Here is a 13,119-nt window from a genome sequence, read left to right on the forward strand (position 1 = left end):
AAGCGCTACCCGTTCACCCTCTTTCTTCTCGCACCTTATGGGGTATGGTTTGAAGCTCATCCCTTGATTGCCGCGGCCAGGCATACTGCCAACACCATCACCAGCAAAATACGCTTGAGCACACGTGGGGACACGGCGTGAGCAAAGCTGACCCCAAGCCGAACGCCAATCAGACTACCCGCCGCAACCACCAGCCCAGGCAACCAGGCCACCTGCCCCCGGGCCACAAAGATAGCCAGCGCTAATATGGTGAAGCTGCCCGTGATAGCCAGTTTCAACGCATTACTGCGTAGCAGGTCGTAGCGTAACTGCCCGGCAAGCACCGCCAGTAACACGAAGCCCACGCCCGCTTGAACAAAACCACCATAGGCTCCAGCGAAAAACAGCCCTATCCAGCCCGACAGGCTGGTATTAGGAGACAATGGCACTGAGTTCGGGTCCGGTGACATCTGCGACGGGCGCAACACCATAAGTAACGCGACCACCACCAGCGTAATTAGAAGCACAGGCTTAAGAATAGTTTCGGGAAGAAAGGCTGCTGCCAGCGCCCCCGCCAATGTTCCCAGCAAGCTCGGCACCAATATCGCGGGCAGATCGGCAAAGGGCATAGAGCCACGTTTATTGAATTGGCGCACCGCTTCCGCGCTTTGAATCAACACTGCAACGCGCATGGTACCGTTGGCCAGGGCTGCACTCATGCCGCTGAGCATTAACAATGGCAAGATCAGCAAACCGCCGCCTCCTGCCAGAGTATTGATAAAACCTGCCAACACACCAGCGCCTAGCATGGCAGCCACCAGCCAAGGATCAGACAGGTATTCCATGAAAAATCTCACACACGCATTAAAAACGCAGAATACGCCGCCAAGAAGATGCTCACCAGAGCACAACACATATACTCCCGCCCAATCGCATTCCCGCGCTAAGAGCATGAGCAACGCTAGCGGCGCGCTCACCTAAGGGCATCTCTATCTGTCCTGTGCGCTCTGTGGCGAAAGTGCTTTTGGTCCTGGCTTGAATTTCGCCGCCAGCAACGCAACGGGGGAGCACTTGAAAGCACAAGAAAACAGCAGACTTAATCCTGTTCAGCGTCCTGCATATCCAGCGCAGCGAAGCTCTGTTCCGCATTAAAGCCGCGACTTTGCAGAAAACGTAGCTGCTTGGCTTTTTCTTTCTGGTCTTCGGGGTAGTGCCGGAAACGGCGGGCACGAACGTCTTTCGCCAGCGCGAACCAATCTACCTCGGCATTCTCTAGCGCTTCAGCAATCCAGTCATTCTCAACGCCTTTTAGCTGCAGTTCCTGACGAATCCGCAACATCCCCTGCCCTCGCTCAATACGCGCGCGCACAAAAAAACCGGCAAAGCGCCGGTCATCGATAAAATCGTGCTCCTCACACCAGGCTAGCACCGCCTCCAGCGCCGGCTGATCCCCCAGGCGCTGTTGCAGCTTGGTGACAAGCTCACGGCGGGAGTGATCGCGCCGGGCCAGCAGGGCAACTGCCCGCTGGCGCAACTCGGCTTCGGTCAGCGGCTCACTCATCGTCAGCGGGGGCGGCCTCTTCTGCCGGGGCTTCAGCTGTAGGGTCCGGCAACAGGCGGGCCCGGATTTCGGTTTCAATTTCTTCGGCAATGGCCGGGTTTTCTCGCAGGTACTCGCAGGCGTTCTGCTTACCTTGGCCAATCTTGTCGCCTTTGTAGGCATACCAGGCGCCAGATTTGTCCACCAACCCCTGTTGAACACCCAAGTCCAACACTTCTCCCAGCTGATTAATGCCCTGGCCGTAGAGAATCTGGAACTCAGCCTGACGGAACGGCGGCGACACCTTGTTTTTCACCACCTTCACCCGGGTTTCGTTACCGGTTACTTCGTCACCCTGCTTCACCGCACCAATACGGCGGATATCCAAGCGTACAGAGGAGTAGAACTTCAGGGCATTACCACCGGTGGTGGTTTCCGGGTTACCAAACATCACACCAATCTTCATGCGAATCTGGTTAATGAAGACCACCAGTGTATTGGCGTTTTTCACATTACCGGTAATTTTACGCAGCGCCTGGCTCATCAGACGAGCCTGCAACCCCACGTGGGTGTCACCCATTTCCCCTTCGATTTCAGCTTTCGGCACCAGCGCCGCCACAGAATCGACGATGACCACATCCACCGCGCCGGATCGCACCAGCATATCGGTGATTTCCAGTGCCTGCTCTCCGGTGTCTGGCTGGGAAACAATCAGGTCGTCCACGTTTACGCCCAGCTTTTCTGCGTAATCCGGGTCTAGCGCATGCTCAGCATCCACGAAGGCACAGGTGGCGCCTTTTTTTTGAGCTTGGGCAATCACGCTCAATGTCAGGGTGGTTTTTCCGGAGGATTCAGGGCCATAAATCTCGACAATACGGCCCTTGGGCAGACCGCCAATACCCAAGGCAACATCCAGCCCCAGTGAGCCGGTCGAGATGGAGGGCATACGCTCACGCTTGCGATCGCCCATGCGCATGACAGAACCTTTGCCAAATTGGCGCTCAATCTGTGACAGCGCAGCGGACAGCGCCTTACTTTTATCGCTCATTGTGACCCCTCTCCGTGTTCGGCGCGTCATTCATTGACGCTAACCGTATCTAACCGTATCCGACCCGCCTTATCTGACCTTTCGACCAGCACTGGCGTTATGGACAGTATTATGAACAACATTGGCTGTGCATTGCAACCTTCCAGATCGTTGTCTGGTCTGCCCCGCCTCAGCAGGGCTGAAAGGAATAGCCTGATTGTGGCTACTTGAGACGGGCATTCAAGCCCAGAATGGCGTGCAGGATGGTCTGCTGACGGACGGCATCGCGATCCCCGTCGAATTGGAAACAGCGAGCTTCTGCATAACCCAGCTTCTGCCCCCAGGCAATCCAGACGGTGCCCACCGGCTTATCTGGCGTGCCGCCATCCGGCCCGGCGATACCCGTCACCGCCACGCTCACATGGGCACGGGAATGGCTAATAGCGCCCCGCGCCATGTCCAGTGCCGTTGCTTCACTGACCGCGCCCGAGGTCGCCAACGTGGAGGCCGGCACGCCAAGCATCTCTTGCTTAGCCTCATTAGAATAGGTGACAAAACCCCGATCGAACCAAGTGGATGCGCCGGACAGGCTGGTGAGCGTCTGGGCAATGCCCCCCCCGGTACAGGACTCCGCAGTGGCCAACAGCAAACGTTGTTTTTGCAGGGCACCGGCCAGTGCGACGGCGGCGGCGAGGATGTCGTTATCCAGCACAGGGCATTCTCCGTTGCGGATTGACGATTGCAGGACTGGAATCAGCCCAGATCCACGTTGTGATAGACGTTCTGCACGTCATCCAAATCATTCAACATGGCCATGAATTTATCGAACATGTCCATGTCTTCGGCGCTGATGGTGGTGTAACTCTGCGGAATAAACTGAATTTCATCCACCTCGAATTCCAATTCCCCGAAGGCCTCGACCAGCGCCTGCTTAGCCTTAAAATACTCGGTGTTAGGCGTGAACACCGTCAGCATACCGTTATCGTTTTCTATTTCGCTGACATCCACATCCGCATCCATCAGGGCTTCGAGCACCGCATCTTCATCTTCGTGGGCAAAAACGAAAATCGCCACGTGATCGAACATGTGGCTCACCGTACCCTGGGTACCGATCTTACATTTGGTCTTGGTAAAGGCCATACGCACATCACCAAAGGTACGATTCGGGTTATCGGTGAGGCATTCAATCAGTGCCATGCTGCCACCAGGGCCATAGCCTTCATAGCGGGCCGGGGAGTAATCCTCACCGCCACCCCCTTTAGCCTTGTCGAGGGCTTTATCAATCACATGACCGGGCACCTGATCTTTTTTGGCGCGTTCAATCAGGCTGCGTAATGCCAGATTCGCAGTAGGGTCCACACCACCGGATTTCGCGCTAACGTAGATTTCCCGACCATAGCGGCTGTACACCTTGGCTTTCATGTCCGAGGTTTTCGCCATGGATTCTTTGCGGTTTTGGTAGGCGCGGCCCATAGACATCTTGCTCCAGAGGAATTAGTTGCCCGGTATTTTAAGGGAAGATGCAGGCGAGAAGAACAAAAGAGCGGTTGGGAGTGGCAATTTAACGTACGCCTCATAAACCTTCGATTACATCGATACACCTACTCCACCAGAACACAGCCCCCTGAGGGATGCGGCAGCATGGGCTCCATACGCGAACCCGTTAGCATGCCGGCAATGTGCGGTTAAGGGGAAAAACATACAGCAGAAATGCGCGTTGATTATCGACTCAATCACCAAGCTGCAATGTTGTTAGGGAGCCTCTATACATCAAGCCACCATTACCGAATCAAGGCTCCAGCTCCACCAGCGATTCTTCGAGATAAACCAGAAAACGCTGAATATGAGGCAACGTGTCACGGCAACCGATCACGCCAAACTCAAGGCTATTCTTGTAGCTCACCACAGTGATATTTAGGGCGTAACCATGCAGAACCAATGACACCGGATAGGTAGCCAACATCTCCGCACCATTGAGATGAAGCGTTTCCTTCGGCCCCGGCACATTGGAAATCACTAGGTTAAACATGGGGCTTACGCGCCCGGACAGGCCCGTGACCTGCCCCAAAGACAGCGGCATATTGGTCAGCACCGTATAAACATCGATCTCGGACTTCTGCATATCACCAAGCCGAGATTTCACCGCTTTCATGGAATCCTGGATTGCGGCCAGCCGATTCAGCGGCTGAGCAATATGCGTACCCAGGCTTACCTGAACCGTAGTAATGGCATTGCCACCCTCACCAGCCTGATCCGCACTACGCAAGGCTACTGGCACCTGGGCTACCAACGGCTGATCGGACAAGGCATCCTGACTGAGCAGATAGCGACGCAGCGCGCCGCCACACATGGCAAGGAAAATATCATTCACCGTACCGCCATGCTGTTTGCCCGCGGCTTTAATCCGCGACAGCGACCACGACTGGGCAGCAAAGCGTCGCGCGCCCGTCACCCGGCGGTTTAGCTGGGTTTTCGGCGCCCGATAGATAGTCTTTACGTTGCCATCCTTGGGCTGTCGCAGCAGGTCCACAAGCTGACCACCACCTCGGCGCAGGTTATTCATTGTTCCTTTCATGCCGGCATTCGCCGCTGCAGCGCCACGGCTCTTTCTCGGTTTCTTCTCCGCATCCCACTCGCCAGACCAAGGGGCGGGTAAACGGTCTTCCGCACAGGTAGCTAGGCGAGACTGCATTAGGTGCATCCCTGCCACCCCATCCACCATGGAGTGATGCATCTTGGTATAAAGAGCGAAACGGTTTCCCTCCAACCCCTCGATCAAATAGCTCTCCCACAACGGGCGGCTAGGATCCAAACGCTGGGCGTGCAACCGCGATACTAACGCCAACAGCTCACGCACCCGTCCCGGCCGAGGCAAGGCAGAATGCCGTACGTGGTAGTCAATATCGAAATTTTTGTCTTCCACCCAAGTAGCATCTAAGTACAGGGGCAAATGAGACTGAATCTTTTGGTTAAATGGGCGGCAGATGCTATCCACATCCACCAGGTATCGATAGATACTTTCCACATAATCCTCAGGAGCACCTTCTGGAATGGCAAACAACGCCAGCCCCCCCACATGCATAGGGGTTTCCCGGGTCTCCATCATTAACCAGCCGGAATCCATAATAGACAATTTACGGGCCATACTTGCTGCTCCTTATTGTTATCCGTATCGCAGTGGCCTGACACCTAGGGTAGGCTCGAACGTCCTATCATCCGGATTTTTAACCCCAGAGCATTAGCAAAATCGTTGCGTTTGGTTATCAACAGTGAGCCAAAGATATCCATTGCCGCGCCTATCAGCGCTCGGAAGTCTCTGATATCACTTTAATAGCAACGCATCTCCTATCGGATGAAACACCGAGGCACTATCAATCAACGAACGCGCAGTCAGCGGCTCAACCCCATACACTTCAGTACGAACCCCCGGGTTAGCGCCAACTCGCGTTAGTAACACATCAAAATCTCCGTCCCCGGAAAGCAACACCACCGTATCCACCTCTGGAGCCAGCGTCATCACATCCACCGCAATGCCCACATCCCAGTCCCCCTTGCTGGAACCGTCACTGCGCTGAATATAGGGTTTGAGTTTAACCGTGAAGCCAATGTGTTTAAGCGCATCCTGAAATTTCGTCTGCCCGTCGTCGCCACGGTGAGTGGCATAGGCCAATGCGTGAACTATTTCGCCCTGCGCCGACAGCTGCTGCCAAAGCGCCCGATAATTGAAAGGCCGCCCAAAAGCTTGGCGGGTGGTGTAATAAATATTCTGGACGTCAGCAAAGACGGCGATGCGAGGCATATACATTCCGGTTAGCGAGACTTTTTGAATGCGCTTCGGTGGAGATCACCGCCCTTTCCAAAGCGGCCCATTGCGGCTATTTACCGTAACTTACTACAGCAACATGCCCTCAGCATCTACACCCATGCCGCCACTTACACCAAGAAATACAATATTAGCAATGCCAGCAAAATGATCGAGACGTTCAAACCCGTCCTAGAAAAATAAGTATCACTGGCGGATAGTGTCGAAGCACTACTGGCAGGAAATGGTCCCGAGTGTCGACGTCAACCATCATCGCTTCCAATTGGATGGCAACAACAATAACCGTCACAGGAGAATTAATTCATGATTTTGCACAAACCTGAACTGGTTGAGAAATATACGAACATGGGGCACTGGGGGGACAAGACCCTGCTCCAGCGCGCGGCCGCCAATTGTATCGCCCACCCAGAGCGAGAAGCGGTGGTGGATCCCCCCAACCGGAACGAGCTGGTGGGCACCCCCGCCCAGCGCCTCACCTGGGCAGAGTTCGGCCAGGCAGTGGATGCTACGGCAGCAGAATTGTCGCGCCGCGGCTTTGGTAAGGACGACGTATTAGTGGCCCAGTTACCCAACGTGTGGGAGCTGGCCATGTTGTACCTAGCCGCAGCAAAGGCCGGCGGCTTGCTTTCTGCACTGCCTATGCAATGGCGAAGCAAGGATGTGGGTTATGTGAAAAAAATGACCGAGGCCCGCTTCTACGCGTCGGCTGAGAGCTTTCACGGCTTTGATTACCAAGCTCTAGGCCAGGAGTTGGGTTTCGAGCACTACATCGGCCTGAAAGAACTGACCGATATTGCCCGCAGCAAACCCAGCCAGGGACCTGAGGTGCCAGTAGAAGCCAATGATATTTTTACGCTGTGCTGGACATCTGGCACTGAGGCAGACCCTAAAGGCTGCCCCATGAGCCACAACAACTGGGAGTACATGATTAACCTCGTGTTCACCACCTGTGGCTTGCAGCAGGGCGACCGGATTCTATGCGTGGCGCCCCTGGTAAACATGACAGCGGTGGGGGTGAACTACGTACCTTGGCTAGCGGCAGCAGGGACCCTAGTGCTGCACCATCCCATCACGCCGGAGATCTTGCTGCGCCAGCTTACCGAAGAGCGCATTCAATATACCATCCTAGTACCGGCGATGCTGAACATGATCGCCAAACTGCCCAACGTGGACCAGCTCGATCTGTCCAGCGTGCGGACCATCACCACCGGGTCAGCACCGCCTTCTGCCTGGTCCATGCAGGAGTTCAAGCGCCGCTGGGATATCGACATCGTCAATATCTGGGGCCAGAACGAAGGCTCCTGCCTAGTGGCCGGCCCCGCCGACGTACCGGACCTGGCTATGCGGGTGGATCATCTACCCTGGTGGGGCAGAGAAAGCGTCGAATGGCCCTCCGGCATCAATGGCATTGAAGTGAAGATTCTCGGCGACCAGGATGAGGAGATCACCGAGCCCGGAGGCATCGGAGAGCTTTGCTACCGAAGCCCGGGGGTCTTTGCCGGTTACTTCCAACGCCCGGACATCACCGAGCAGTCTTTCACCGCTGACGGCTTCTTCCGCACCGGAGACCTGTTCATTGTGCAAAATGCCAACCACGTAGGCTTTTACGATCGCAAGAAAGACATGGTGATCCGCGGAGGCTTCAACATCTCCAGTGTCGAGGTGGAAAACGCCGTGCTTGGCTTTGACAAGGTGCAAGACGTTGCCGTCATACCCCACCCGGACGAAATCATGGGGGAGCGTGTCTGCATTTGCGTGGTGCCTGCGGATGAGAGCCATCCGCCAGCGTTAGAGGAAATCAATGACTACCTGAAGAGTCAGGGTATGAGTGTTTACAAGCTTCCCGAAAAGATGAGGCTAGTAGATGTCATTCCCCGCAATCCGATAGGTAAGATCATGAAGAAAGAATTGCGGGCTCAGTAACGCAAAAGGGCCGGAATGTTGTCTTCCGGCCCTTTTTATTGCACTTCTATATCCATTTTTACAGGCTGTACTAATCGGGGACACGCATAAAATCAAGACAGAAATAATCCGGTTACCTGACTCAAACACTAGTTGTTCACTCCCCCTTCTGTTGAGCACAAGTTCTCATTGATTTCGGCCAGGGGCAGTGGACACAAGCAGTGATAATTTCTGGGGCAGACTCTGAAACTCAAGAGGGTATCTAACCCCGAATCACGGTCCCACACTGCACCCCTCTCATGAACAGAAAACTCTGTCCACAAAAGTGGTTACAGATCAGCGCGCATTTTGCGTCCGCGGCCTTGCCTGGTTAAGTGGCGACACACCAACGCCTCTACTGGCACGATGTGAGCCTGCGAACCAAACTGAATTATGGCACCCGCAAGAACGAAGACTTTGCAGCCACCCCCAACAATGAATGTGGCCGCCCAAAACGAACGGGACAACCAAGCCACAACCTCTTATTTTTCTAACGGCACACAAACGCTCGCTTATGGCACCGACTCAGAATCTTGCGCTGCAACAATAAAGCAGAGCTATTTAACGCCACGCTAAACGGCGAGCGTCAGCGAGTCCGGTGGAGGCCACGTCTTTTGTGGCCGTAACGAATTTGAGCGGTTTGTTAGCCTTTGACGTATTGGACATTATTGATATCAACCCAATCTGGGATAGGTTCATCAGGCGATACTGAAAACTCAAACTCCACCTCTACTTGAACCTGTTTTTCACCAATATATGAATACTTTTCACTACTATCATCATAAACAGGATTGTACTCATACACCTCAACTTCTAAATATGAACAGACCGACCCCGAAATAGTCACGAATTCAGAGCTAACATCGAAACTCAAACTCCCATCCACGACTTTGAGTTCATCTCTTTCATAACTTTGTATGTAACCAGTGTGAACATTTGGATAGAAATCTGAAGGCTCCCACCCATCGACAATTGCGGAGATCTCCCCTGACAAAGTACTATACAAATGATCTTGAAGAAGCTGAGTAACGGAGTCTTCATCAAATGCCTCCTCCTCCAGCCAGGACTGCATCGCGATTACAGGAGCCTTCTCCAATTGTTGAAGAAGGTGCTCTTCTTCAGCTGAAAGAAAGTCATGAATACTTGTTTTCAGTTGCGCATTGGGACAATCACGCTTTAAATCCTTATGGAGATCTTCTGAGCCTTTCTTTTCACAAAAATCAGAGATATTTTTTGAAATAAAATAGGTTTTTTCGCAACTGATAGATTGCGAAAATCGAATACAAGATAGCCATATTACAGCATCCCTAAATTCTTCTTTTTTCTCCGAAAAGGGCTTTATTTTATCAACCGCACGATCTATTAACTCGTCGAGCATATCCTGCTCAGGATAGATAATCTCGATCAATCCGTCTTTTTGCAGAAGACTAAACTTTTCCGCTATCTTCTCATCAAAATCATTTGGGATTTGATCCATAAATGATTGGTCAAACCCTTCTACCAGCTTCCCTATACCTGATATGCCTTCTTTAATGGCTTTATAATTTTGATCATATTCCTTCTTTGAGTTTCTTATTACCTCTTTAATAACCACATCAGAAATTAATATCTTCAGTGTCTTATGCTTAGAAAAATATAATATCTTTTTAAATGCAGATCCACGCCACAGAGGATCTCCATAGAATATGTTGCTATCAATGATAATGGCGATCAAAATTTATTCCTTACCTTCAAAGAAGGCTAACGCTTGCCTTCAGCCGACCGCTTGGAGCGAATGACCGAAGGGAAGTAGCGGAAATTGGGTCGGCTGCAAGGCATTGTTATATTTCACTTTTCGTTCTGTCCCATTCTCGCTTAAGAATTTTTGGGGTTAATTCACTGACGGCTTTGTGTGAAGCCCTAAATGCCTCGTCTTGTTCAGCCCCTGATTTTGCTAGTGAATTTATCAGTGAGCGAACGTGAGTGATTAATTGCTTATGATCAGTTTCTGATGTGTTCAACAATAATTGAAGACGATACTCAAGCTCAGTGATATGTAAGTATTCACTATCTTCGCGCTCCTCGAACCCTGCGCCATAGTAGTGCGCCGACTTTCCTAGTATTTCGGCTACGAGGTCACGAAGCTTATTGATCCAGATTTGGCGCATTGGCGCGATAATTTGTTTATTTGCAACTTTTAATGACACTTTCGATTGCGACTTTGCAACTTGAAAGGAAACAAAGGGGCCAACAAATACGGCGAGAGCCGCAACAACGAGCGAGAGTATTGGAAGCCATGTTGTTAGATTGCTCATTGGTCTCTCCGTGGAATATAACGCATAGCTTTGCGGCAATTTTGGAGCCGCAAAGCGTTGTAAAAATTGTCCGGCAACAGCGTCTTGTTAAATCATTTCTTGCACTTATTACGGATATCCTTCGTTAAGGATTTGACTATATCCCTATACATGCCACCGCTTTTATAAGGCTCTTCCGAGTATTTAGTCTTTTCCGTAAAGCACTCTACAAAAGTATCAATTTGATCACATAATGACAAAATGATCATAATAGTTCTGTCTTGATGCCACTCGATATTCTGGTGTTTGAGCAAGTTTAGATACTTTCTTGTGAATCCCGCTAATTCTTCAACGTGATGAGCCGCTCGTTCAACATGTCTTACTAAATCGTCTATTTTCCCGATATCAACCAGGTGGGAGGAATATCCATTGGTTATTTGCATAGCCTTTAAAGCGGGGTAAAATGGGTTAGATTGATTGTAAATAAACAATATATTATTTGGCGAAATATTGTTTTGTATTTCTCTTCTTCGATCCCCTATGGATTCTTTGGCATTAGCTATTGACCCAATGCATTCATTATAAGTTTGATGGATGCTATAGCTTACAGAATATTCAACAAGGGCTGCTTGTCGCACCGATAATACTTGTGCGATTGAGTAGCCTATAAATACTATGCCAAAGATTGCCTCAAGTCCGGCAAATACTCTACTGATACCAGAGGGCGAAAAGTCTCCATAACCTAAAGTTGTAATAGATACAACGCTAAAATACAACAATTCCCAATAGCTCGCCTTTTTTCCGTCATCGTTTACTGCATGGCCTTCAAAGTTGCCCGCAATCCAGTAAGCCACTGCAAACAACGCGATAGCGGAGAACAATATCACGCCAAGCTTGATGGACAGTTTTCTTTGCTTGTTTGGCAACTCCTTCATTACGTAAGTACTCCTTTAAGATTTAACGCCCGGCTCACGCGCCGGTTTGGAGCCGCGAAGCGGCAGAAAATCGGTCGCTGTGCAGCCGATTGTTATATTTAGTTGGCTTTGAGCACCGAGCTGTTAAATACCTTGTGATACTTCGACGGAGAATAATCTGGATTGAGGTAAAACTTAGGATACCCTTCCCCCTCGATACTGGCGTAGCCATTTAGCTTGTCTTTTAGCTGACCCATTTTCGAAGGGACAGCTAGCTCCTCTAGGGTCCGCTTTATAAAAACTCGATACCTTTTACCAACGAAGAACTGCTTATAAAGAGCGCCGGGTAAAGAGCACTTCAGACTCGCGGGGTCACCATTGACTCCAATACCCAAAAGAGTAGTAGGAGGGGTAAGCGTGATGTACCGTTTCTCTAATCCTTTTTCGATTAGGATATTCTCACCGATTTTTTCGATGTCGGCATTTAACTTCTGAGCTGGCCTAATATCACCCGACGCAATGCCATTATTCACTTCTGACAGCATTGACCTGAGCGACTTCACGTCACTCTCATCTCTCATTTGCTTAAGCACAGTAATAAAATCCGCGCCGTCCTTGGACTCTTGTATCAATAACGGCAACAGGCTGTGAATGGTAAGTGTTGATGATTCAGGCGATAAGCCCAGATCCTCTATGATGGCGGGTAGTTTGCCCGAAAATCTTGTGACACCTTTAGTAAAAACTCGCGAGAACTCAGAAGCATCCGTCGCGCCGCTTTTTATTCGCCCCATAAAATCGGCCGCAAAAAAATCTCTCAAAGGATGAGGCATATAGCTGTGACCATTCTCTGCGGCCATTACTTGGTGCCACACATACTGGTTACCAAGCCACCCAAGAACGGTGAGCATTTTCTTAACGTGTGGAGCGAGGCGTTTCCATTGAACGGGTGCCCCATCAGCACCTCTGATGCTAAGCCTTGGACCTGTTAAGGAATCCACATTCTCAGCTAAGACAGCCTCAATTAGGGGGTTAGCCTTATCGATTCCTAACGCACGAAAAACTAGAAAAAACTCTGAACTAGAGTGCTCCCAAAGGAAGTGGCTAAATGCTTGTACCTGCTCAAAATAATGATTGAATAGACCATCGTCCTTCCGGGCTTGAAATGCTTCCGTCCAGGTTTCTGACAACCCGGACGCTGCTTCAATATATTCACGATCTTTTTGACTTGGAATCTGTGAAAAGCTTACTGATGGATGGTCTAGCAGTTCTTTTCTTTGCTCGGAGAGTTCCTCTTTATAGTTGTCAGGGATGACCAGATGATCATGGCACAAAAATGCCTCTACAAAACGACCTAGCGCCACATGCTCCATGTCCAGAAGGTTGGGTTCAGAAATTGGGACGAATCCCAGCGCACGCTGAACACTAGATATCGTAGAGTTATCAATTAAGGTCGCCATTTCTTGTTAACTCCCAAAATATAACAGCGTATTCAGTCGAACGATTCGACATATCTTTTTTCGACATATTTCTTAAAATGCCATCGTATATAATTCCGATAAACCCATAAAATTTAGCAGCTTACCCAGAAGGTGAGAACCTTTCCCATATAACAAAACTCGAAC

12 protein-coding genes are annotated in these 13,119 nt (G+C 50.8%); 1 reads left to right on the forward strand and 11 read right to left on the reverse strand.

Features of this window, described 5'->3' with window-relative positions:
* Positions 1-56: 56 nt before the first annotated feature.
* The 7 genes from AS19_RS09255 to AS19_RS09285 all read right to left on the reverse strand — a co-directional run bounded on the left by AS19_RS09255 (position 57) and on the right by AS19_RS09285 (position 6,345).
* Complete coding sequence (locus tag AS19_RS09255) at positions 57-824, reverse strand: sulfite exporter TauE/SafE family protein (RefSeq protein WP_046961984.1); 768 nt, start codon at positions 822-824, stop codon at positions 57-59.
* Between the two features lie 251 nt (positions 825-1,075).
* Positions 1,076-1,540: a regulatory protein RecX gene (locus AS19_RS09260; RefSeq protein ID WP_035461010.1), complete on the reverse strand. Its 465-nt coding sequence runs from the start codon at positions 1,538-1,540 to the stop codon at positions 1,076-1,078.
* A complete protein-coding gene (gene recA / locus AS19_RS09265) occupies positions 1,533-2,567 on the reverse strand; it encodes a recombinase RecA (RefSeq protein ID WP_011589082.1) in 1,035 nt (344 codons plus the stop codon). The genes AS19_RS09260 and recA overlap by 8 nt, the downstream gene beginning before the upstream one ends.
* 202 nt (positions 2,568-2,769) lie before the next feature.
* The gene (locus AS19_RS09270) at positions 2,770-3,258 is read right to left on the reverse strand and encodes a CinA family protein (protein WP_046961985.1); all 489 of its coding nucleotides are present in this window, start codon (positions 3,256-3,258) and stop codon (positions 2,770-2,772) included.
* Positions 3,259-3,299: 41 nt separating this feature from the next.
* Complete coding sequence (locus AS19_RS09275; RefSeq protein WP_035461007.1) at positions 3,300-4,019, reverse strand: YebC/PmpR family DNA-binding transcriptional regulator; 720 nt, start codon at positions 4,017-4,019, stop codon at positions 3,300-3,302.
* Positions 4,020-4,335: 316 nt separating this feature from the next.
* Entirely contained in the window at positions 4,336-5,691 is a 1,356-nt protein-coding gene (locus AS19_RS09280) for a wax ester/triacylglycerol synthase family O-acyltransferase (RefSeq protein ID WP_011589085.1), read from the reverse strand.
* A 177-nt stretch (positions 5,692-5,868) separates the two neighbouring features.
* Positions 5,869-6,345, reverse strand: coding sequence for an NYN domain-containing protein (locus tag AS19_RS09285; RefSeq protein ID WP_035461004.1), 477 nt, complete (start codon positions 6,343-6,345; stop codon positions 5,869-5,871).
* A gap of 327 nt (positions 6,346-6,672) precedes the next feature.
* Here AS19_RS09285 and AS19_RS09290 point away from each other — a divergent pair, with 327 nt between their 5' ends.
* Complete coding sequence (locus AS19_RS09290) at positions 6,673-8,292, forward strand: class I adenylate-forming enzyme family protein (protein ID WP_035461001.1); 1,620 nt, start codon at positions 6,673-6,675, stop codon at positions 8,290-8,292.
* A 661-nt stretch (positions 8,293-8,953) separates the two neighbouring features.
* Here AS19_RS09290 and AS19_RS09295 read toward each other — a convergent pair.
* The 4 genes from AS19_RS09295 to AS19_RS09310 all read right to left on the reverse strand — a co-directional run bounded on the left by AS19_RS09295 (position 8,954) and on the right by AS19_RS09310 (position 12,954).
* On the reverse strand, positions 8,954-10,024 hold the full coding sequence (locus tag AS19_RS09295) for a PIN domain-containing protein (RefSeq protein ID WP_046961986.1): 1,071 nt from the start codon (positions 10,022-10,024) through the stop codon (positions 8,954-8,956).
* Positions 10,025-10,130: 106 nt separating this feature from the next.
* Entirely contained in the window at positions 10,131-10,604 is a 474-nt protein-coding gene (locus AS19_RS09300) for a hypothetical protein (RefSeq protein ID WP_046961987.1), read from the reverse strand.
* Positions 10,605-10,696: 92 nt separating this feature from the next.
* Entirely contained in the window at positions 10,697-11,518 is an 822-nt protein-coding gene (locus tag AS19_RS09305) for a potassium channel family protein (RefSeq protein ID WP_052753756.1), read from the reverse strand.
* A 98-nt stretch (positions 11,519-11,616) separates the two neighbouring features.
* Complete coding sequence (locus tag AS19_RS09310) at positions 11,617-12,954, reverse strand: hypothetical protein (protein WP_046961988.1); 1,338 nt, start codon at positions 12,952-12,954, stop codon at positions 11,617-11,619.
* Between the last annotated feature and the right edge of the window lie 165 nt (positions 12,955-13,119).

Origin of the sequence: Alcanivorax sp. NBRC 101098 (genome assembly GCF_001010505.1) — a bacterium.
Lineage (GTDB): Bacteria > Pseudomonadota > Gammaproteobacteria > Pseudomonadales > Alcanivoracaceae > Alcanivorax > Alcanivorax borkumensis.

Bases quoted from the DNA above. Each gene is read 5' to 3' on its own strand.
- recA (WP_011589082.1), bottom strand. From the start codon at position 2,567: ATGAGCGATAAAAGTAAGGCGCTGTCCGCTGCGCTGTCACAGATTGAG.
- AS19_RS09305 (WP_052753756.1), bottom strand. From the start codon at position 11,518: ATGAAGGAGTTGCCAAACAAGCAAAGAAAACTGTCCATCAAGCTTGGC.
- AS19_RS09310 (WP_046961988.1), bottom strand. From the start codon at position 12,954: ATGGCGACCTTAATTGATAACTCTACGATATCTAGTGTTCAGCGTGCG.
- AS19_RS09290 (WP_035461001.1), top strand. From the start codon at position 6,673: ATGATTTTGCACAAACCTGAACTGGTTGAGAAATATACGAACATGGGG.
- AS19_RS09300 (WP_046961987.1), bottom strand. From the start codon at position 10,604: ATGAGCAATCTAACAACATGGCTTCCAATACTCTCGCTCGTTGTTGCG.
- AS19_RS09260 (WP_035461010.1), bottom strand. From the start codon at position 1,540: ATGAGTGAGCCGCTGACCGAAGCCGAGTTGCGCCAGCGGGCAGTTGCC.
- AS19_RS09275 (WP_035461007.1), bottom strand. From the start codon at position 4,019: ATGGGCCGCGCCTACCAAAACCGCAAAGAATCCATGGCGAAAACCTCG.
- AS19_RS09285 (WP_035461004.1), bottom strand. From the start codon at position 6,345: ATGCCTCGCATCGCCGTCTTTGCTGACGTCCAGAATATTTATTACACC.
- AS19_RS09280 (WP_011589085.1), bottom strand. From the start codon at position 5,691: ATGGCCCGTAAATTGTCTATTATGGATTCCGGCTGGTTAATGATGGAG.
- AS19_RS09255 (WP_046961984.1), bottom strand. From the start codon at position 824: ATGGAATACCTGTCTGATCCTTGGCTGGTGGCTGCCATGCTAGGCGCT.